The following is a 20,517-nucleotide window of genomic DNA, read 5'->3' on the forward strand; positions in this document are numbered from 1 at the left end:
CACACGAGATGGGGCGCCGCGCGGTTCATCGTCCGGCCGAGAACCGATCGATGAATTCGGCGAACGCGGGATCGCCCGACAGCGGCACGGTGAGGCACGCGGCCACGACGAGGATGGTCAGGAGGGCACCGACGAGCGGAATCCAGAACGCGACGCGCCCGCGGCGGAGCTGCCACCAGGTGAGGAGCGCGCTCGCGAGCCAGCCCACCACGTAGACGATGCCGGCGATGGGGCCCCATACGCGGGCCGCATCGAAGTTGGAGAACGACTCGTCCACGCCGAGGAACGCCAGGTACTCGTTGGCGAAGCCGGCGAAATCGAAGAACCGAGGCGTCGTGAAGAGGACGTTGAACAGCCCGTAGACGAGCAGTCCGATGCTCACGATGCGGTCGGCGAGACGCCAGCCGGTCGCCGGCGCCGCGGTCCGCGAAGCGGGAGCGCCAGGCGCCTCCGATGCGACCGGAGCCGCCGACCCCGACTCCGGTGCGGGATGAACGCCTGCCGCGAGCGCGTCCGTCGTGTCAGGCCGCGCGATGCGCGCCCGCTGCTCCTCGGGGGTGGCGTATTCGCCGTATTGCGGACGCGGTCGCGGGTCGCCGTCGCTCACGCGCGACCCCGCCCGCCGAGCGCACGCGCGTCACGGCGGCCGGAGACATCCGAGCGCAGCTCCTTGGGGAGGGAGAACATCAGATCCTCCTCGGCGGTGCGCACTTCTTCGACATCGCGGTAACCGGCGCCGGCGAGTTCTGCCAGCACCTCCTCGACGAGCACTTCGGGAACGGATGCGCCGCTGGTGACGCCGACCGTTTCCACGCCGTCGAGCCACTCCTGCCGCACCTCGTCGACGTAGTCCACGCGGTAGGCGGCCTTCGCGCCGTGCTCGAGCGCAACCTCGACCAGGCGCACGCTGTTGGAGGAGTTCGCCGAGCCGACCACGATGACGAGGTCCGCCCCCTTCGCGACCTTCTTGATCGCGACCTGGCGGTTCTGGGTGGCGTAGCAGATGTCGTCGGATGGCGGATCCTGCAACTGCGGGAACCGCGTCCGCAGGCGCCGGACCGTCTCCATCGTCTCGTCGACCGACAGGGTGGTCTGGGACAGCCACACGACCTTGGACGGATCCCGCACCACGACGGTGTCGGCCTCATCGGGCGAGTTCACGATCGTGACGTGATCGGGCGCCTCGCCCGCGGTGCCCTCGACTTCTTCGTGACCGAGGTGGCCGATGAGGAGGATCTCGCGGTCGTCACGGGCGAAACGCACCGCTTCCCGATGCACCTTCGTCACGAGCGGGCAGGTGGCATCGATCGCCTGCAGACCCCGGTCGGCAGCGGCCGAGACGACGGCCGGTGACACGCCGTGGGCGCTGAAGACGACGTGCGCCCCGGGCGGGACCTCATCGACCTCGTCGACGAACACCGCGCCTTTCGCTTCGAGTTCGCTGACGACGTGGACGTTGTGCACGATCTGCTTGCGCACGTAGACCGGCGAGCCGAACCGCTCCAGCGCCTTCTCCACCGCGATCACTGCGCGGTCCACACCCGCGCAGTATCCACGGGGTGCGGCCAGGAGCACCTTCTTGTGTCCGTCGACCGGGATATCCTGGAGCCGCCCGCGACGACCCGGGATCCGGGGCACGGGCAGCGAAACGACAGGGGTGCTCACCCTTTGATTCTACGAGGACGCCCCTGGACGACGGCCGAGTCCGGCCGATCCTCGATCGATCTCGAGAGAAGTGATGACCACTTTCCAGCCCGAAGCGGTGCCGGGGCAGCCCCCGCCGCCCGATTCCGTGCCCCCGCGCGACTCCACGATGCACGCGCCCACGTCGGTCGCGCGGCTGAATGACACCATCCGCGGCTCCGTCGACCGCTGGGGGTCGGTGTGGGTCGAGGGAGAGATCACCTCCTGGAATGTGCGTGGCGGCAACGTGTTCGGGCGGATGAAAGACCTCGCCACCGATGCGACCATCTCGTTCCGGGTGTGGTCGAGCACGGCCCAGCGCCTGTCGAAGGACTTCTCGACCGGCGACCATGTCATCGCGTGCGTCAAGGCCGACTACTTCCCCCGCTCAGGGGACTTCAGCTTCGCGGTCTCCGCCATGCGGCACGTCGGACTCGGCGATCAGCTGGAAAAGCTCGAGCAGCTGCGCGCGAAGCTGCGGGGCGAGGGGCTGTTCGACGCCTCCCGGAAGAAGCGCATCCCCTTCCTCCCCCGCCTCGTCGGCCTCATCACCGGGGAGAACTCCGATGCCGAGAAAGACGTGCACCGCAACGCCGAGCTGCGCTGGCCGCACGTGCGGATCCGCACGAAGCACGCCGCCGTGCAGGGCGACCGGTGCGTCCCGGAGATGATCGCCGCGCTCAAGGCGCTGGATGCCGATCCCGACGTGGATGTCATCGTGATCGCGCGAGGGGGCGGCGACCCGCAGACCCTCCTCGGTTTCAGCGACGAACGTCTCCTGCGAGCCGTGGCCGCCGCATCCACGCCGATCGTGAGCGCCATCGGGCATGAGAACGATCACCCCCTGCTCGACGACGTCGCAGACCTCCGCGCTTCGACGCCCACCGACGCCGCCAAGCGGGTGGTGCCGGATGTCAGCGAGCAGCGTGCGCTTGTCGCGCAGTTGCGGGCGCGCCTGAGCGGTCGGCTCGCGCAGCGCGTGACCCATGACATCGCCCAGCTGGAGCAACTGCGCTCACGCCCGGTGCTGCGCACCCCCGACGCGATTCTCACCGGCCGCGCTCAGGAGATCTGGATGCTGGGAAACCGCGGCCGCGACATCGTCGAGCGTCTCGTGGCCACGCACGACCGCCGAACGACCGAGCTCCGTGCGTCGCTGCGAGCGCTCTCGCCGCTGGCCACCCTGTCGCGCGGGTACGCCATCGCCCACATCGCCGACGGGGTCATCGTGCGCGACGCCGCGCAGGCGCCCGCCGGCACGGAAGTACTCGTCACGGTCGCTCGCGGCTCGATCGCCACCCGCTCCGAGGGCGAGGTCCCCGAATCCGCCGCGACGGCCGCGGGGAAGGAGCCGAACTAGGATGGTGGATATGACCGCGTCGCAATCGGGCACCACCGAAGTCGCGACTTTGTCGTTCGAGCAGGCCCGCGATGAGCTGGTCCGCGTGGTCGCGGAGCTCGAGCAGGGCGCCCCCACGCTGGAGGAGTCGCTCGCCCTCTGGGAGCGTGGTGAAGCCCTTGCGGCGCGCTGCGAAGAGTGGCTGCTCGGCGCCAAGCGGCGGCTGGACGCCGCGCGGTCGGCACCTGCGGAGTCGTGATGGCCCGCATCGTCGCCGAGCTCGGACGCCCCGAAACCCCCGATGAGACGGCCGCCCGGAAGGCGGCATCGTCCCAGGCTTACCGGTCCAGCAAGACGTTCCGCAACCTGCTGACGGCTCTCGGAGTCATCCTCATCGTGGTGGCCGTCGTGGTGCTCGGTGTCCCCCGCGGTGAACCGGCCGAACGGCCGCCGATCGACGTGGCGGCCGAAGCCGCCGCCCTCAGCGACACTCTGCAGCGCCCCGTCCTCACCCCCGACGTCCCCGACGACTGGCGTGTCAACTCGGCCACGCTCCAGGCCGACACGATCGACGCATGGACGATCGTGTACGCCCCCGACGACAGCGCGGGGTTCGTCCGCGTCGCTCAGGGGTTCGATGCCGATGAGGCGTGGACGGCGGAGGTCGTGGCCGGAAACCGGCCGAACGGCACCATCACCATCGAAGGCATCGTGTGGGAGGAGTACCGCGTGTCCGATCCGGCTCGTGCGGGCAACGTGTCGTACGCATTGGCGACCGACGCGGGAACCGACGTCGTGATGGTCTACGGCTCGGCCTCCCCCGCTGTGGCCGCCACGGTCGCGGGCGCTCTGGCGCCGGAGATCGCCGACCTGCGAGCCGCATCATGACGCCGGCGCACCCCACCCCGCGGGTGGTGTGGGACGAGATGGCAGAGGGCAATCACCGGTTCGTCTCCGGCGCCCCGCGGCACCCGCGTCAGGACGTCGAGCGCCGCCACGAACTGGCCGGAGGCCAGCGGCCCCGTGCGGCCCTGTTCGGATGCTCCGACTCCCGCCTCGCCGCGGAGATCATCTTCGACGAGGGCCTCGGCGATCTCTTCGTCGTGCGCAACGCCGGCCAGGTGATCTCCGACTCCGTCATCGGCAGCCTGGAGTACGCCGTCGCGGTGCTCGAGGTGCCCCTCATCGTGGTGCTCGCCCACGACGCGTGCGGCGCCGTCGGCGCCGCGATCGAGAGCGTGCAGCCCGACGCCCCCAACCTGCCGCCGCTCATCTGGCGGCAGATCGCCCCCATCGTTCCCGCTGTTCGCCGCGTCCTTCGAGCCGACCACGCCACGACGGCGGCGACCATCGACCCCGAGCAGGTGGGGCGCGAACACCTGCGCGACACCGTGACACAGCTGCTGCACGGGTCCGAACTCGTCTCCGAAGCGGTCGCCGAGGGGCGCTTGGCGATCGTGGGCGCGAACTACCGGCTCGCGGAGGGGACCGCCGTCCCCGTCGTGATCGTGGGCGATGCGGGCGACCCGCTGCCCTGACACCCTGACAACCACCCGGCATCTGGAGGACGACGAAGTGACCGACACCGAGTACCGCATCGAGCACGACACCATGGGCGAGGTGCGCGTGCCGAAGAACGCCCTGTACGCCGCACAGACGCAGCGTGCGGTGGAGAACTTCCCCATCTCCGGCGACCCGCTCGATCCCGCACAGATCGTCGCCCTCGCCCGGATCAAGAAGGCCGCGGCCCTCGCCAACAAGGACCTCGGAACCCTCGACGGCGGCATCGCCGACGCCATCGCGCGCGCCGCCGACCGCATCATCGCCGGCGAGTACGCCGACCAGTTCCCCATCGACGTGTACCAGACGGGCAGCGGCACGTCGTCGAACATGAACATGAACGAGGTGCTCGCCACTCTCGCCAGCGGCGACCTCGGCTCCCCCGTACACCCCAACGATCACGTCAACGCGTCGCAGTCGTCCAACGACGTCTTCCCCACCTCGGTCCACATCGCCGCCACCCAGGCGCTCATCGACGACCTGATCCCGGCGCTCGACCACCTCGCCGTCGCGTTCGAGACGAAGGCCGAGGCGTGGAAGGACGTCGTCAAGTCGGGCCGTACCCACCTCATGGACGCCACGCCCGTCACGCTCGGACAGGAGTTCGGCGGCTACGCCCGGCAGATGCGGCTGGGCATCGACCGCGTGCAGTCCGTGATCCCCCGCATCGCCGAGGTGCCGCTGGGTGGCACCGCGGTCGGTACCGGCATCAACACGCCGCCCGGGTTCCCGCAGAAGGTCATCGAGCTGATCGTCGGCGAGACCGACCTGCCCATCACCGAGGCGAAGGACCACTTCGAGGCCCAGGCGAACCGCGACGGCCTCGTCGAGGCATCCGGAGCCCTCCGCACCATCGCGGTGTCGCTGACGAAGATCAACAACGACCTCCGCTGGATGGGCTCGGGGCCGAACACGGGCCTCGGGGAACTCCACATCCCCGACCTGCAGCCGGGCTCGTCGATCATGCCGGGGAAGGTGAACCCGGTCGTCCCCGAGGCGACCCTCATGGTGTGCGCACGGGTCATCGGCAATGACGCCACGATCGCCTGGTCCGGTGCATCGGGGTCGTTCGAGCTGAACGTCGCGATTCCCGTCATGGGGACGGCGCTGCTGGAATCCATCCGACTGCTCGCCAACACGATGCGCGTGCTGGCCGACAAGACGATTGCGGGACTCGAGGCCAACGTCGAACGTGCCGCGGCGTACGCGGGCATGTCACCGTCGATCGTGACCCCCCTGAACAAGCTGATCGGTTACGAGGCGGCTGCGAAGATCGCCAAGCACTCTGTCGCGAAGGGCATCACCGTGCGGGAGGCCGTGATCGATCTGGGTTACGTCGACCGCGGCGAACTGACCGAGGCCCAGCTCGACGAGAAGCTCGACCTGCTCTCGATGACGTATCCGGGGTGATCCGGTACGGTTCAGCGCTTGGATCGGCGCCCGCTCGCGCGATAATCGAAAGGTGAGCCGCCCGCCGAGAATGGGCTCGGCCCGCGCGCGGATCCTGGGGGCTGTCCTCGCCGTTGCGTGCGTCGGGCTCGTCGTGGCGGGCGGAATCACCTCCTGGGTGCAGCGACAGGAGGTGCTGGACACCGCGGATGAGCAGCTGCGGGCCTTCTCCGAATCTCTGACCGCCGAGACGGAGCGCGACCGGGAGTCGGTCGTGGAAGCCGTGCGCAGCGTCGTGCCTGCCCGCACGGACGGAACCGTCGCCGTGGCGGACGGCGTCGTGGTCGCTTCGGCGCCGACCTCCGGCGGCCTCGATCTGGCCGACGATGAGGTCTTCGTCCGCACGGTGAGCGCCTGGGCACCCGGTGACGCGCAGTACTCCACCGTCCGGAGCGACGTGGGTCTCCTGCGATACGTGGTCATCCCGAAGGGCGACGTCCTGGTGGCACACGCAGTGCTCCTCGACGCGCGCATGAAGCTGGTGGTCACGGGCGTCCTCACCTACACCGTCGCCGGGGTCGCGATCCTCGCGGCCATGGGCATCGTCGGATGGTTCGTCATCGGACGCTTCCTCTCTCCGCTGCGCGATCTTCGCGCGACCGCTGATGCGGTCACGATCGACGACTTCGGCACTCGGCTGCCTGCGGAGGGCAACGACGAGATCTCGGACCTGACCCGGACGGTCAACTCGATGCTCGACCGCATCGAGGGCTCCGTCGATGTGCAGCGTCAGCTGCTGGATGACGTGCGTCACGAGCTGAAGACTCCGATCACGATCGTCCGCGGCCACCTGGAGATGATGAACATCCGCGACCCCGCCGACGTGGCCGCGACACGGGAGATCGGCATCTCCGAGCTTGACCGCATGACCCGTCTCGTCGACGACATCGATCTGCTTGCTGCCGTGGAGGACGGGGCGCTGTCGATGAGCGTCGTCGACGTCGACGCGCTGACGGCCCGCGTCGGAGAACTGGTCGCCGTCATCCCCGGGCATCGCTGGAGCGTCGAAGCTCGCGGTTACGGGCGCGTCGACGGCGACTACGACCGCCTCCTGCAGGCCTGGTTGCAGCTCGCCGACAACGCCGCCAAGTACACCCCGGAGGGCACGCCCGTCGAAATCGGGAGCGCCCTGGATGACCGCGGCGCCCGCCTCTGGGTGCGCGACCACGGTCCGGGTATCCCTCCGGCGTCCCGGCACCGCATCTTCCGCCGCTTCGACCGGGCCGAAGGACGCCGCACGGTCGGCGGCTCGGGGTTGGGCCTGGCGATCGTCGACGCGATCGTGAAGGCCCACGACGGCCACTGCTCCGTCGCCGAAACACCCGGAGGCGGCGCCACGCTCACGATCCACATCCCGCCCGGGCGCGGACGGGCCGCCGACCTCCCGGCGCCGGTCCGCGCCGGCGACGTGGTGCAACAGCGGGAGGCCTCCGGATGACGCTCATCCTCATCGCCGAGGACGAGACCCGTATCTCGGCGTTCATCAGCCGCGGGCTCGAGTCCGCCGGGTACCGCACGCAGGTCGTCGAGGACGGCGCCGAGGCGCTCGAGACGGCACTGTCGGGCGGGATCGACCTCCTTCTCCTCGATATCGGCCTGCCGTCGCTGGACGGCTTCGAGGTGCTGCGTCACCTTCGCGGACAGGGTTCCACCCTGCCGGTCATCATGCTCACGGCGCGCTCGAGCACCCGCGACACCGTCGACGGCCTGGATGCCGGTGCCAACGATTACGTCGCCAAGCCGTTCAAGTTCGACGAACTGCTCGCCCGCGTTCGCTCGCGCCTCCGAGAGAACGTGCAGAGCAGCACGATCGCGATCGTGCACGGTGAGGTCGCTCTGGACGTGCTGACGCGGCGAGCCACCGTCGCGGGACGGGAAGTGGACCTCAGCGCGCGCGAGTTCGCCCTCGCTGAGCAGTTCCTTCGCCATCCGGGCCAGGTCCTCAGCCGCGAGCAGCTTCTCAGCCGGGTGTGGGGCCTCGACTTCGACCCCGGCTCCAACGTGGTCGACGTCTACGTGCGGTACCTGCGCGGCAAGCTGGGACACGAACACATCACCACGGTGCGCGGCGCGGGCTACCGCTGGGAGTGATTCCTCCGCACCCGCGGACACGAGAGAGCCCCCGGCGCTGGGGGACGCCGGGGGCTGATGGGGAGGACCGGAGCTGGGGGAACTCCGGGCGCATCGATCTCGTTACCCGAAAGCGATGACTCCTTCTTCGTGGGTGGACCCTTTCGGGTCCGTACCTCTCGAGGGGGGTACCCGCCACAGGGGCGGCGCGAGACTTCACTCGCGATGCTGTAATTTTCCGCCAGATTCGTGAGAGCAGGCGGAGCGGCGCGTGAGAGTGCTCTCATGTCGCGGTTCCGCCCGTCCCGACCCCCTCACGACAGCTCGCCGGCCTCCAGGAGGTCCGTGACCAGTGCCGCGATCGCCGAGCGCTCCGACCGGGTGAGCGTCACGTGCCCGAAGAGACCGTGGCCCTTGAGCGTCTCGATGACGGAGGCGATGCCGTCGTGCCGGCCGACGCGGAGGTTGTCGCGCTGGCCGACATCGTGGGTGAGGATGACGCGCGAATTCTGGCCGATGCGGCTGAGCACCGTCAAGAGCACGTTCCGCTCGAGCGACTGCGCCTCATCCACGATCACGAACGCGTCGTGCAGCGACCGACCCCGGATATGGGTGAGCGGCAGTACCTCGAGAAGTCCCCGTGCGAGGACTTCCTCGAGGACGTTCGCCGACACGACCGACCCGAGCGTGTCGAACACTGCCTGACCCCACGGGTTCATCTTCTCCGCGGCATCGCCCGGGAGGTATCCGAGCTCCTGCCCTCCCACCGCGAACAGCGGGCGGAAGACGATGATCTTCCGCTGTTGCTGACGCTCGAGAACCGCCTCGAGGCCGGCGCACAGCGCGATCGCCGACTTGCCGGTGCCCGCACGCCCGCCGAGGGAGACGATGCCCACGTCGGGGTCGAGAAGCAGGTCGATGGCGATCCGCTGCTCCGCCGAGCGGCCGTGCAGGCCGAAGACCTCCCGGTCACCACGGACGAGACGGTAGGCGCCCTCCCCCGTCACGCGCCCGAGGGCCGACCCGCGCTCGGAGTGGATGATGAGGCCGGTGTTCACCGGCAGTCCGATGACATCGGGGCTGGAGGCGACCTCCGACTCGTACAGATCGCTCATCTCATCACCACCGACGTTGAGGTCGGCGATGCCGGTCCATCCCGAATCCACTGCCTGCTCGGCGAGGTACTCCTCGGCGTGAAGGCCGAGCGAGGCGGCTTTGACGCGCATCGGGAGGTCCTTGGAGACGACCGTCACCTCCGTCCCGTCCTGCGCCAGGTGCATGGCGACGGCGAGGATGCGCGTGTCGTTGTCGCCGAGCCGGATCCCCGTGGGCAGGACCCCCGGGTCGGTGTTGCTCAGCTCGACCCGCAGCGTGCCGCCGGAGCCCACCGGCACCGGGAAGTCGAGGCGGCCGTGCTCGACACGGAGACCGTCGAGGTGACGGAGCGCCTGCCGCGCGAAGTAACCGAGCTCCGGGTCGTGGCGCTTGCCCTCGAGCTCGGTGATCACCACGACCGGGATGACGACGGAATGCTCGGCGAAGCGGAAGAAGGCGCGTGGGTCGCTCAGGAGGACCGAGGTGTCGAGAACGTAGGTGCGGAGATCCTGCTCCGTCGGCAGCTCCTCCACGGTGACGGTGTCTTCGCTGATGGTGCTGCCGTACTGGTTCGGTGCTGCGTGTGCGGTCACAACCCACTCCCGACCCGGGTTCTGCACCCGGCAGTCTCGAGTCGACCGTTGGTTGCGAGTCGCGATCCTAGAGGCCGACCCGACCGGGCGCCTTGCCCGATGCGATCACCGTACGACCGGCCTCGGACGCGCCTCTCCTCCGACACGCCACGGGATTGTGTCGGGGACGTGAATTCGGCGTGTCGGGGCGTTCAGCCCGCCGCGAAGTCGGCCAGCGCGTCACCCAGCATCCGCAGTGTCCCGGCGTCCGTGCCCGCGTGCGGGGACACCCGCACGAGGCCCGACCGGGTGCGCGTGGAGAGCCCGTGGTTCGCGAGTGCGGCGACGAGAGCCGCCGCATGCTCGGGCGCGGGCGCGAGGGCGACGATCCCCGCACGGCGCGCCGAGTCCCGCGGCGTGGCGACCGGAACGCCGTACCGATCCGCCAGACGGATGACGTCCCCGGCGCGCGCGGCAACCGCCTCGGCGACCGCGCTCACCCCGACCGCATGCAGTTCTTCCACGCTGGCGGCGAGCCGGCTGGCCGCCAGCGGGTCGGCGGCGGTCACGGTGAACCGGACGGCACCGGCCGCTGCGGGGGGCACCTCATCCAGCGGCAGCGAGCTGCCCGTTCCCGCGAAGCCTGACAGGCGAGGGATGAGGCGCTCCAGGGCTCGATCGGAGAAAGCGGCGAACCCCGTGCCGCGTCCGGCCCGGAGCCACTTGTAGCCGTTTCCCGCCACGACATCGGCGGCAGCGTAGTCGGCCTCCACCACGCCGAATCCCTGCATGGCGTCGACGATGAGCAGCCGGTCGCCCACGGCGTCGCGGAGCGCCGTCAGGTCGGCGGCGTACCCGGTGCGGAAATCGACGAGGCTGACCGCCAGCGCCGAGACGTCGTCGGTGAGCGCGGCGCGGATAGCGTCCGGGGTGACGAAGCCGGAGGGCGGCTCGAGCCAGCGGACGCCGGCGCCGCCCACCGCCTCCGCGCGAGCGGCGGTGACGGTGAGGCTCGGGAACTCCGCACGGGACACCAGAAGAGTGCCACTCAACCCGTACAGCGCCTGCTGCAGCCCGTAGGTGGTGGAGGGCTGAAGGACGACATGGTCCTGATCGGTGGCGAGCAGGTCGGCCAGCAAGGCGCGGGCGCGCGTCTCCCGTGCGGCTACGAACTGCATCCCCGACGGCCGCCCGGAGGCGAGCTGACCCAGGTCCGCCGCCGCCTCATCCCGCACAACGGGCGACAGCGGGCCGAAACTGGCCCAGTCGAGATATCCCGGCTCGATGTCGAAAGACGTCAGATAGCCGTCGAGAGCTGTCATGACAGGCATTCTGACATCGGCCGGATCCGGCCGGGGATCGCGTCCGGCGCCGTCAGCTGCCGAAGCGGCGGTCGCGGTCGGCGTAGTCGCGGATGGCGCGCAGGAAGTCCACCTCGCGGAGGTCGGGGCCGAGGGCCTCGACGAAGTAGAACTCGCTGTGCGCGCTCTGCCACAGGAGGAAGTCGCTGAGTCGCTGCTCACCGGAGGTCCGGATGACGAGGTCCGGGTCCGCTTGGCCACCGGTGTAGAGATGCTCGCCGATCTGCTCGGGAGTGAGGCTGGCGGCGAGCTCCTCCAGCGAACCGCCCTCCTTGTCGTGCTGCGCGATGATGCTGCGTACCGCGTCGACGATCTCGCTCCGGCCGCCGTAGCCCACGGCGAGGTTCACGTGCAAGCCCGTGTGGGCACGCGTCCGGTCCTCCGCGTCGCCGAGAACGCGGGCGAGTTCTGCCGGCAGGAGGTCGGCACGTCCGACGTGCTGAACCCGCCAGTCCGGCTCGTGGGAGATCCCTTCGGCGAGGTCGGCGATGATCTCGATGAGATCGGTCAGCTCCCGCGAATCACGCTTGCGGAGGTTGTCGGTGGACAGCAGGTAGAGCGAGACGACGCGGATGCCGAGGTCATCGCACCAGCGCAGGAACTCGCGCATCTTCGCAGCACCGGCCCGGTGCCCGTGCGCTGCCGTCTCGTAGCCGAGCTGACGTGCCCATCGCCGATTCCCGTCGATCATCATCGCGACGTGGTGGGGCACGGTCTCGGGCCTCAGGCGCCGGCGGAGGCGTTTGCTGTAGAGCCGATAGAGCAATCCCCTGCCCTGATTGCTGCGGCCGCCGGTCACGGCCTCTACGCTACCGTGCGGCTACGCACGTGCCGCGTCCGGAATGTGCCTGCGCGTAGGCTCGTAGCGTGACCCGCCGCACACCTCGCACCGACATTCCCACGGACGGGGCCGGTGTTCCCGAGCTGCCGCTCATCGACGCCGGCGCGGTCGGCGCGCAGAGCGAAGTCAAGCCCACGTGGCGCGGCTGGATCCATGCCGCAACCCTCCCCGTCGCGATCATCGGCGGCGTCATCCTCATCTCGGTGGCGCAGGGTGCCCCGGCGAAGTGGGCCTCGGTGGTGTTCCTGGTCACCTCGATCCTGCTGTTCGGCAACTCGGCGCTCTACCACCGGCTGGACTGGAAGCCGAGAACGAGAGCGATCCTCAAGCGCATCGACCACGCGAACATCCTGCTGTTGATCGCCGGCACGTATACGCCGATGGCCGTGCTCGCGCTCCCCACCGACAAGGCGATCATCCTGCTCTCGGTGGTGTGGGGCGGAGCGATCGCCGGGATCTTCTTCCGCATCTTCTGGCTGAACGCTCCGCGCTGGCTGTACGTCGCGCTCTACCTCGCCCTGGGATGGGCCGCGCTGATGTACCTGTTCGACCTCTTCGACGCCAACGCCGCGATGATGACGCTGGTCCTCATCGGCGGCCTGCTCTACACCGCCGGGGCGATCGTGTACGCCATGAAGCGCCCCAACCCGTGGCCCGGGCACTTCGGCTTCCACGAGATCTTCCACGTGTGCACGGCACTGGCGTACCTCTGCCACTGGACGGCGATCCTGCTCATCGTGCTGCATCCGGCGTACCACGGCGGCTGACTCTCGGAGCCCTGCCGCCGGCCGGTTTCATCGCCGCGCGGGGTCATCCTCGGGGTCGATGTCCTGGTCGTCCGCGCTGGTCGCCTGCGTCGCGGCGCGCGCCTGTTCTTCCGCGTCGAGTTCGGCGGCGATGTCTTCCCGGTAGCGACCGCGCCGGATCCGCCGCAGCATGTCGAAGACCAGCAGAGCAACCGCGAGAGCCAGGAGGGCGATCACGGCGAAGCCCCACGGCCCGGGGGTCACCAGCTCCGCCGGAGGCGCGGTCGGCTCTGGCGTGCGGGTGACCGCGGCGGCGATGAGCGCGTCGTACATGGGTCCTCGTTCCGCGCCGGAGCGCATAGCCTGGAGTGACAAGCCTAGAACGCCCCGAGGAATGATGACCACGCAGCACATGCTCGACGAGCGATATGGGCGAACCCGCTCCCGCCGGCGTCGGATCACCGGATGGGTGATCGTCGGCGTGATCGCCTCCGCCCTGGTGCTCGCTCTCGGGTGGTCAACCGTGTCACAGACCATGAACGCCGTGGATGTCGTGGGAACCGGGTACGACGTCGCCGACGAGCGCACCGTGACGGTGACCTTCCAGGTCACCGCTCCGCCCGGCGCGGGCCTCGCTTGCGTGCTGGAGGCGCAAGACGAGGAGCATGGCATCGTCGGATGGCGGGTCGTGGAATATCCGCCGGCCGACGGGCACGGCCGCGTGTTCGCGGAAACCATTCCGACGGTCGCGCTGGCCACGACAGGTTTGGTGAACAGCTGCTGGGTCACCTAAGCTGTTCGGATCATGACGCCCTGGCCTGAGCCGGGGCGTTTCCGTATCCCGGGCCGGCCCACGCCGGCTCACCGAGGCGAAGGAGAGCGACGTGTCCAGTGACGCACCCGAGACGTTCCTCACGCAGGACGCCTACGATCGGCTCGCTACCGAACTCGAACACCTTTCTACGACCGGACGCGAAGAGATCGCCAAGCGCATCGAGTCGGCGCGCGAGGAGGGCGACCTCAAGGAGAACGGCGGCTATCACGCAGCCAAGGACGAGCAGGGCAAGCAGGAAGCGCGCATCCGCACACTGCAGCACCTGATGAAGAACGCGAAGGTCGGCGTTGCGCCCCAGAGCACCGGCGTCGTGGAGCCCGGCACTGTCGTCACGGCGATCGTCGCCGGCGGCGAAGAGGTCTTCCTCCTGGGCAACCGGGAGATCGCCGTGGACTCCGAGCTCGACGTTTACAGCGAGGCATCCCCCCTGGGCGCCGCGATCATCGGCATGCGGGAAGGCGATAAAGGCTCCTACACGGCGCCGAACGGGCGTGAGATCCCGGTCGAGGTCGTGAAGGTCGAGACCTACTCCGGGCAGTGACGATTCAGTCGGCGGCGATCGTCGGCACGAATCCCGCGGCCTCGAGCGTCGCCATCACCAGCGCCTGGTGCTCGGCGCCGCGCGTTTCCACACTCAGCTGCAGGATCACCTCACTGATCTGAATACCCTGGCCATGGCGCGTGTGCAGCACCTCGATCACGTTCGCGCCGACGTCGGCGAGCAGCGCCGACACCCGGGCGAGCTGACCGGGACGGTCGGGCAGCGGAATGCGCATCGTCATGTAGCGCCCGGATGCGGCGAGCCCGTGCGCGACCACGCGCTGCAGCAGCAGCGGGTCGATGTTGCCGCCGGACAGGATCGTGACGGTCGGACCGATGGCGGGGACCTTCCCCGCGAGGATGGCCGCGACCCCCACAGCGCCGGCGGGTTCGACGACCTGCTTCGCACGCTCGAGCAGCACCAGGAGGGCGCGGGCGATGTCGTCCTCGGTGACGGTGACGACCTCGTCCACGTACTCGCGGATCATCGCGAAGGGCAGATCCCCCGGTCGGGCCACCGCGATGCCGTCGGCGATCGTCGGACGCGTGGACACCTCCAGCGGTTCCCCGGCCGCGAGGGACGAGGGATAGGCGGCGGAGTTCTCCGCCTGCACGCCGATCACGCGGACGGTACGGCCGACCGCGGCAGCGCGCATCTTCACCGCGGCGGCGACGCCGGCGGCAAGCCCTCCCCCGCCGATTCCCACGACGACCGTCGCGAGGTCGGGCAGCTCGTCGATCAGTTCGAGACCGAGGGTTCCCTGCCCGAGCACGATGTCGGTGTGGTCGAACGGGTGGATGAGCACGGCGCCGGTGCGCTGGGCGTGCTCCGCCGCCAACCGCAACGGAGTCTCGACGGTCGCGCCCTCGAGGATGACCTCCGCGCCGTATCCCCGCGTGGCGAGGAGCTTCGGCACGGGCACACCCAGCGGCATGAAGATCGTGGCCGGAATGCCCAGCTGCTGCGCGGCGAGTGCGACGCCCTGGGCGTGGTTCCCCGCGGAAGCGGCCACCACGCCGCGGGCGCGCTCGTCGGCGGTGAGTCGTGAGAGCCGGTAGGTGGCGCCGCGGATCTTGAACGATCCCGTGCGCTGCAGATTCTCCAGCTTCAGATGAACCGGTACGCCCAGAACCTCGCTGAGGTGCTGGGACTCGTCCTGGGGGGTGCGGAAGATGATTCCGCGGAGCATCTGCGCGGCGTCCTGGAAGCCCGCCAGCGTCGGAACCGCCACAGAGGCGGACGTGGAAGCGGAAACGCTCATGCGACTCTCCTCCCGCGCCGCGGCACGGTTCTCCAGATCAGATCAGCCGTCGGCGGTGGTGCGCTGCTGTCCCCCGCCCGCCGGCTCAAGTACACCGCGACGACGTTCACGAACGCGGCCAGCGGTACGGCGAAGAGGGCACCGGGGATGCCACCGACCATGGCTCCCCCCGCCACCACGAGGACCACCGCGAGGGGGTGCACCTTCACGGCCGACCCCATGAGCAGCGGCTGCAGGACGTGACTCTCGAGCTGCTGGACGCCCAGCACCACCACCAGCATCCAGAAGGCGATCCACGGGCCGTTGTAGACCAGGGCGAGGAAGACCGCGACGGCGCCGGTGACCACCGCCCCGACGAACGGCACGAACGCGCCGAGGAAGACGAGCACGCCGATGGGGATGGCGAGAGGAACACCGAGGAAGAAGGCCCCGAGCCCGATCCCGACCGCGTCGATCGTCGCGACGAGGAGCTGGGTCCGCGCGTAGGTGACGACCGTCGCCCATCCCGCGCGACCCGCGCCGTCCACGGCGGGACGTGCGGCGCGGGGGAACAGACGCGTCGTCCACCGCCAGATGCCCCCACCGTCGGCGAGGATGCACAGCAGGATGAAGAGGGTGAGCAGGATGCCCGTGGCCACGTGGCCGACGGTGCTGCCGATCGCCAGGGCACCCGACAACAGCAGCTCGGCCTGCTCCTGGAGGAAGCCGAGCCCTTGCGACAGTGCGTCGTCGATCTGTTGCGCCGTCAGGTGCATCGGCCCGTCGATGAGGTACTGCCGCAGCTGGCCGACGGCGTCGACGGTGCGATCGCGGACTTCGCCCCACTCCCGGGTGATCTGCCACACGGCCAGCCACAGAAGTCCCGAGACGATCGCGAGGGTGCCGAGCACCGAGATCACGATCGCGAGCCACTTGGGCCACCGGTGCCGCAGCATCCACGAGAGCGCGGGCCAGAGCAGGGCCGACACGAGGATGGCGATGAGCAGCGGGATGACGAGGAGCTTCAGCTGGATCACGAGCCAGATCGCCACACCCGTGGCCGCGGCCAGCACCAGCAGTCGCCACGCATACGCTGTGGCAACCTGCAGTCCCCGCGGGACGAGGGGAGCGGCGGGGTCCGCGGTCACGGCGGCGGCGGCAGGGCGTCGCGACGCATCGAAGAACGAGCCGCGCTGTTCGGGACCGGAGCCGCTCATCACGCCAGTCTAAGCGTCGCGCCCGCCGCGCGGTGTCGGCGCCCGGAGCTAGGCTCGGGGGGTGAGAGCCACGCTGAGCGCCGCCGAGGCACGCCGGGTGGCCCTCGCCGCACAAGGGTTCTCGCGACAGCGTGACGAAGAACCGGGAACACGTCGCCTGTCCGCAGCGATCCGTCGCATGGCGACGCTGCAGATCGATTCCGTGAACGTGTTCGCGCGCTCGCACTACATGCCGCTGTTCTCCCGCCTGGGACCGTATGACACGGCGGCGCTGGACCGGCTGCTCTTCGCCCGCCGGGCGCCGTACGTGGAGTACTGGGCACACGTCGCCTCCTTCATCCCCGCTGAGGACTGGTCGCTCTTCGCCTTCCGGATGCAGGCCTTCCGCGAGAAGTACTCCTCCCCCGGCTCATGGCTCACCACGCACGCCGATACGGTGGCCTGGGTGCGCCGGGAACTGGCCGGCCGGGGGCCCCTGCGACCCGCGCAGATCGAGAGCGACCTGTCGCGCGGGGCACGCGGACCGTGGTGGGACTGGGGGCAGGTCAAGCAGACGCTGGAGCACCTCTGGCTGTCCGGCGAGGTGGCGATCGCGGGTCGCCGCGGATTCGAACGGCGCTACGCCCTCGCCGAGGACGTGATTCCCGGTGCGGTGCTGGCGAATCCCGTGCCGCGTGCCGATGCCGTCCGCGAACTCGTGCGGCGCGCGGCGCGCGCGTACGGTGTCGCCACCGCATCCGACCTCGCCGACTACTGGCGCATCCGCGACCGCCCTGCCGTGCTGCAGGCGGTCGGCGACCTCGTCGACATGGGCGAGCTGTCCCCGGTCACCGTCGCCGGGTGGGCGGTGGGCGGACGCCCCGCACGGGCGTGGCTGCATCGCGACGCCGTCGTGCCGCGCGAGACCGACGTCACCGCGCTGCTCACGCCGTTCGACCCGTTGGTGTGGTTCCGCGACCGAGCCGAGCGCCTCTTCGATTTCTCGTACCGCATCGAGATCTACACGCCCGCCGCGCAGCGCCGGTACGGCTACTACTCGCTGCCGGTCGTCGTCGGCGATGACGTGGTGGGCCGGGTGGATCTCAAGGCCGATCGTGCGGCCAGCACCCTCCGGGTGCAGTCGGCGTGGTGGGAGGCATCGCGCCCTCCCGATGCCGCCGAGCGCCTGGCCGCCGAACTACTGCGTGCGGCTCGGTGGCAGGGCCTGGAGCACGTGTCGGTGTCGCGCTGGGGCGATGCCGTCGACGACCTGGCGAGGGCTCTCCCCACGGCCGGCCGGCATGAGCGGGCCGATGCCGAGGCGGTGGCGCTCACGCCCGAGGAGCCGGTGTGAAGCGGCGCACCGCGGTGGCGCTCGCCGCCGCCGCGGTGGCGCTGGTCGCCGCGGCGCTCGTCCTGTGGTCCACGACGCGGCCGACCGGTCCGGAAGACGCTGCCCGGGCGTATCTGGCCGCGCTGGAAGACGGAGACCCCCGGGCGGTCGCCGGCTCCCTCGCCGACGTTCGCGGGACCGACCACGAGCGACTTCTCGCCGCCTTCGCCGCCGCGATCTCGTATCCCGAGGCTCCGCGCGTCGAGGAGCTCGACGGAGACGCCCGCACCGCCGCGGTGCAGGCGACGGCGACCCTCGACGGAGCCGAGCGGCGGATCTCGTTCCGGATGGAGCAGATCGACGGGCGATGGCAGGTCACCGACGGCTTCCTTGCCCACGTAGAGATCAGCACGACGATCGGCGCAGCCGTCCGCGTCGGAGACGTGCTCCTCGCCACGGGCACCACGTCGCTGCTCCCCGCGGTGTACGAGTTCGCGGCCGCGCCCGACGGGCTCGTGACCGGGGGCGCGACGACCGCCGTCTCGAACGACCAGGCGACCGAGGTGCACGTCGACGCCTCGTTGACCGCGGATGCGACGGCCCGGGCGCAGGCTCAGATCGACGCCTATGCGACCGCGTGCGCGAGCGGCGGCACGGAGGTTCCCGAGGCCTGCGGACTCCGCATTCCCTGGGCCGCCGATCTGGCCGCAGCCACACGCTTCGCGTTCCGCGTCGAGCAGCTCCCCGCCGTGGCGATCGCCCCGGATGCACGCTCGTTCGAGGCGACCGGGGGTGTGATCGTCGCGACCGTCAGCGGCACGGATCGCGGTGGCGCGCCGGCCGTGTTCACCTACCGCAACGACGCCTGGTCGCTGCGCGGCGAGGTCCGTGTCGACGGTAGCGAGATCCTCCTCGGCGTGCACTGATCACGCGCGCTCGCTTCCGATCACCTCGAGACCGAGCCACCGGGCCAGGTCGTCGATCTCGGCGAGGACCTCCGCGGTCTCCTCCTCGGAGAACGGCCGGTCTTCGTGCAGCGCCGTGACGCGGAGCACGCCCGACTTGGCATCGGCCTTCGCGTCGAGTTTGCCGATCAACTCGTCCCTGACCAGCACCGGGAGCGCGAAGTATCCCCACCGTCGCTGGGCGGCCGGCTTGTACATCTCCAGGAGGTACTCGAAGCCGAACAGCTCCTGAGCGCGGGTGCGGTCGGACACCAACCGGTCGAACGGCGACACGAGAGCGGCGCGTCCCGCCCACTCGTCCAGGAGGGCCAGAGCCGCCGCATCCACCCGCCAGCGCCCGGGGACGCCGTGCACCTCCGCCTCCTCCCCGACGTCGCCCCCATCGATGGGGTCCCCCCGTTGGGCCAGCGAGCCGGCCCGCGCCAGACCGAGGGAGCGGAGCCGGTTCTCGGCTCGGCCGCGAGCGGCGGTCTCGTCGTCGACATCGGGCAGGTCGTCGGGATAGACGCGCTCGGCGAGATCCCAGAGGCGCTGCCGCCCATCCCGCCCAGAGATCGCGACCTCGCCGCGCAGCGCGAGGAACTCCAGCATCTGTGTCACGTTGCGGGCATTGGTCCATCCGGTCGACGGCCACGCCACGGCACTGGTGTCAGGGATCTCTCCGGTGCGCAGCGGCCCGCCGTCGCGGAGCAGGTCGAGCACATCACGCTGGAAGGTCGCGTTGGCCTCCAGCCATTCACGGTGCTTTCGGTATGTCGGCCACGCGCGCATCTGCGGGCGGTACAGCGGCAGATCCTCCATCGGGCGGTAGAAGCCGCCCCACTGAAAGACGGTGCGGTCGATCTCCACGGCACGGGCGAGGTCAGCGGGCTGGTACGGCCAGCCGATCCGGCTCCACAGGATGTGGTCGGCGCTGGGCGCGATCGCCGGGGTCGGATCGATGCTGATCAGCCGGAGCGCGTCGAGCGTTTCAAGGATGTCGGCCGGGCGCTCCGCATCCAGTCGCTGAGCGCGCACCGCAAGACGCCGCGCGTCCCGCGGGGCGAGGCGGTGCACCGATCAGAACTGAACGCGCGGGGGCTCGGAGATGGCAGCCCCGTCGACGACCTCGAAGAACTCCCGCTCGGAGAAGCCGAGGTTCCGCGCGAAGAGGTTGTTCGGGAACACCTTGATCTTGGTGTTGAGCTCCCGCACGCCGCCGTTGTAGAAGCGGCGAGACGCCTGGATCTTGTCCTCGGTGTCGACGATCGACTGCTGCAGCTGCAGGAAGTTCTGGCTCGCCTGGAGCTGGGGATAGGCCTCCGCGACCGCGAAGATCGACTTCAGCGCCTGCTGCATGTGCCCTTCGGCGAGACCGGCCTCGGCGGGCCCGCCCGCCGACAGCGTCTCGGCACGCGCGCGGGTCACATTCTCGAACACGGCCTTCTCGTGCGCCGCGTACCCCTTGACCGTCTCTATGAGGTTCGGGAGGAGATCAGCGCGGCGTTTGAGCTGCACGGTGATGTCGCTCCACGCTTCGTCGACGCGGACATTCAACTGCACGAGCGAGTTATACGTCGCCCAGAGGTAAATGCCGGCGATCACAATGATCGCGACCACGATCAGGACAGGGATGAGCCATTCCCACATGTCCAAGTCTCCGTTCGATGAGTGCCCCTCATCCTAATGGGGGCGCGCCACCCGTTCCTGGC

Annotated in this window: 22 protein-coding genes; 12 read left to right on the plus strand and 10 right to left on the minus strand. The window is 69.9% G+C overall.

Annotated elements, in window-relative coordinates; genetic code table 11:
- Window positions 1-25: 25 nt before the first annotated feature.
- Both AC4FS2_RS08740 and AC4FS2_RS08745 read right to left on the minus strand, forming a co-directional pair.
- On the minus strand, window positions 26-607 hold the full coding sequence (locus AC4FS2_RS08740) for a DUF6264 family protein (RefSeq protein ID WP_491152055.1): 582 nt from the start codon (window positions 605-607) through the stop codon (window positions 26-28).
- On the minus strand, window positions 604-1,665 hold the full coding sequence (locus AC4FS2_RS08745) for a 4-hydroxy-3-methylbut-2-enyl diphosphate reductase (protein WP_491152053.1): 1,062 nt from the start codon (window positions 1,663-1,665) through the stop codon (window positions 604-606). Before AC4FS2_RS08745 ends, AC4FS2_RS08740 begins: the two co-directional genes overlap by 4 nt.
- A gap of 73 nt (window positions 1,666-1,738) precedes the next feature.
- Here AC4FS2_RS08745 and xseA point away from each other — a divergent pair, with 73 nt between their 5' ends.
- The 7 genes from xseA to AC4FS2_RS08780 are packed head-to-tail and all read left to right on the plus strand — an operon-like array spanning window position 1,739 to window position 8,122.
- Entirely contained in the window at window positions 1,739-3,043 is a 1,305-nt protein-coding gene (gene xseA, locus AC4FS2_RS08750) for an exodeoxyribonuclease VII large subunit (protein WP_491177067.1), read from the plus strand.
- 10 nt (window positions 3,044-3,053) lie between these two features.
- Entirely contained in the window at window positions 3,054-3,281 is a 228-nt protein-coding gene (locus tag AC4FS2_RS08755) for an exodeoxyribonuclease VII small subunit (protein ID WP_491152050.1), read from the plus strand.
- Window positions 3,281-3,910: a DUF4245 family protein gene (locus AC4FS2_RS08760; protein ID WP_491152048.1), complete on the plus strand. Its 630-nt coding sequence runs from the start codon at window positions 3,281-3,283 to the stop codon at window positions 3,908-3,910. The genes AC4FS2_RS08755 and AC4FS2_RS08760 overlap by 1 nt, the downstream gene beginning before the upstream one ends.
- Window positions 3,907-4,560, plus strand: a complete 654-nt coding sequence (locus AC4FS2_RS08765) for a carbonic anhydrase (protein ID WP_491152046.1) — start codon at window positions 3,907-3,909, stop codon at window positions 4,558-4,560. Before AC4FS2_RS08760 ends, AC4FS2_RS08765 begins: the two co-directional genes overlap by 4 nt.
- A 37-nt stretch (window positions 4,561-4,597) precedes the next feature.
- Window positions 4,598-5,992, plus strand: a complete 1,395-nt coding sequence (locus AC4FS2_RS08770; RefSeq protein WP_491152045.1) for a class II fumarate hydratase — start codon at window positions 4,598-4,600, stop codon at window positions 5,990-5,992.
- Between the two features lie 52 nt (window positions 5,993-6,044).
- Window positions 6,045-7,469, plus strand: a complete 1,425-nt coding sequence (locus AC4FS2_RS08775) for a sensor histidine kinase (protein WP_491152043.1) — start codon at window positions 6,045-6,047, stop codon at window positions 7,467-7,469.
- Window positions 7,466-8,122 (plus strand): response regulator transcription factor, encoded by a 657-nt coding sequence (locus AC4FS2_RS08780; RefSeq protein ID WP_491152041.1) that lies wholly within the window; start codon window positions 7,466-7,468, stop codon window positions 8,120-8,122. The genes AC4FS2_RS08775 and AC4FS2_RS08780 overlap by 4 nt, the downstream gene beginning before the upstream one ends.
- Window positions 8,123-8,415: 293 nt before the next feature.
- Here AC4FS2_RS08780 and phoH2 read toward each other — a convergent pair whose 3' ends face one another.
- The 3 genes from phoH2 to AC4FS2_RS08795 form a co-directional block, all read right to left on the minus strand.
- A complete protein-coding gene (gene phoH2, locus AC4FS2_RS08785) occupies window positions 8,416-9,750 on the minus strand; it encodes an RNA 5'-3' helicase PhoH2 (RefSeq protein WP_491155622.1) in 1,335 nt (444 codons plus the stop codon).
- 230 nt (window positions 9,751-9,980) lie between these two features.
- Window positions 9,981-11,090, minus strand: a complete 1,110-nt coding sequence (locus tag AC4FS2_RS08790; RefSeq protein WP_491177069.1) for an aminotransferase class V-fold PLP-dependent enzyme — start codon at window positions 11,088-11,090, stop codon at window positions 9,981-9,983.
- Between the two features lie 52 nt (window positions 11,091-11,142).
- Window positions 11,143-11,928: an isoprenyl transferase gene (locus AC4FS2_RS08795; RefSeq protein ID WP_491152037.1), complete on the minus strand. Its 786-nt coding sequence runs from the start codon at window positions 11,926-11,928 to the stop codon at window positions 11,143-11,145.
- Window positions 11,929-11,996: 68 nt separating this feature from the next.
- On the opposite strand from AC4FS2_RS08795, the gene trhA reads away from it, so the two are divergent.
- The gene (gene trhA / locus AC4FS2_RS08800) at window positions 11,997-12,737 is read left to right on the plus strand and encodes a PAQR family membrane homeostasis protein TrhA (RefSeq protein WP_491152036.1); all 741 of its coding nucleotides are present in this window, start codon (window positions 11,997-11,999) and stop codon (window positions 12,735-12,737) included.
- Between the two features lie 27 nt (window positions 12,738-12,764).
- On the opposite strand, the gene AC4FS2_RS08805 is transcribed toward trhA, so the two are convergent.
- Window positions 12,765-13,049: a hypothetical protein gene (locus AC4FS2_RS08805; RefSeq protein WP_491152035.1), complete on the minus strand. Its 285-nt coding sequence runs from the start codon at window positions 13,047-13,049 to the stop codon at window positions 12,765-12,767.
- A 64-nt stretch (window positions 13,050-13,113) separates the two neighbouring features.
- On the opposite strand from AC4FS2_RS08805, the gene AC4FS2_RS08810 reads away from it, so the two are divergent.
- Window positions 13,114-13,509, plus strand: coding sequence for a DUF4307 domain-containing protein (locus AC4FS2_RS08810; protein ID WP_491152033.1), 396 nt, complete (start codon window positions 13,114-13,116; stop codon window positions 13,507-13,509).
- A gap of 91 nt (window positions 13,510-13,600) precedes the next feature.
- Complete coding sequence (gene greA, locus AC4FS2_RS08815; RefSeq protein ID WP_491152032.1) at window positions 13,601-14,092, plus strand: transcription elongation factor GreA; 492 nt, start codon at window positions 13,601-13,603, stop codon at window positions 14,090-14,092.
- 4 nt (window positions 14,093-14,096) lie between these two features.
- On the opposite strand, the gene ilvA is transcribed toward greA, so the two are convergent.
- Together ilvA and AC4FS2_RS08825 are read right to left on the minus strand one after the other, a co-directional pair.
- Complete coding sequence (ilvA, locus tag AC4FS2_RS08820; protein WP_491152030.1) at window positions 14,097-15,353, minus strand: threonine ammonia-lyase; 1,257 nt, start codon at window positions 15,351-15,353, stop codon at window positions 14,097-14,099.
- Complete coding sequence (locus AC4FS2_RS08825; protein WP_491177073.1) at window positions 15,350-16,549, minus strand: AI-2E family transporter; 1,200 nt, start codon at window positions 16,547-16,549, stop codon at window positions 15,350-15,352. Before AC4FS2_RS08825 ends, ilvA begins: the two co-directional genes overlap by 4 nt.
- Before the next feature lie 61 nt (window positions 16,550-16,610).
- Between AC4FS2_RS08825 and AC4FS2_RS08830 the strand changes: the two genes are divergently transcribed.
- Window positions 16,611-17,882, plus strand: coding sequence for a winged helix-turn-helix domain-containing protein (locus AC4FS2_RS08830; RefSeq protein ID WP_491152026.1), 1,272 nt, complete (start codon window positions 16,611-16,613; stop codon window positions 17,880-17,882).
- The gene (locus tag AC4FS2_RS08835) at window positions 17,879-18,787 is read left to right on the plus strand and encodes a hypothetical protein (protein WP_491152025.1); all 909 of its coding nucleotides are present in this window, start codon (window positions 17,879-17,881) and stop codon (window positions 18,785-18,787) included. The genes AC4FS2_RS08830 and AC4FS2_RS08835 overlap by 4 nt, the downstream gene beginning before the upstream one ends.
- Here AC4FS2_RS08835 and AC4FS2_RS08840 read toward each other — a convergent pair whose 3' ends face one another.
- The gene (locus AC4FS2_RS08840) at window positions 18,788-19,882 is read right to left on the minus strand and encodes a DNA glycosylase AlkZ-like family protein (RefSeq protein ID WP_491152023.1); all 1,095 of its coding nucleotides are present in this window, start codon (window positions 19,880-19,882) and stop codon (window positions 18,788-18,790) included. It abuts the gene before it with no gap.
- 3 nt (window positions 19,883-19,885) lie between these two features.
- Window positions 19,886-20,455 (minus strand): LemA family protein, encoded by a 570-nt coding sequence (locus AC4FS2_RS08845; RefSeq protein ID WP_491152021.1) that lies wholly within the window; start codon window positions 20,453-20,455, stop codon window positions 19,886-19,888.
- Window positions 20,456-20,517: the final 62 nt, after the last annotated feature.

Source organism: Microbacterium sp. Z10_103, from assembly GCF_058310455.1.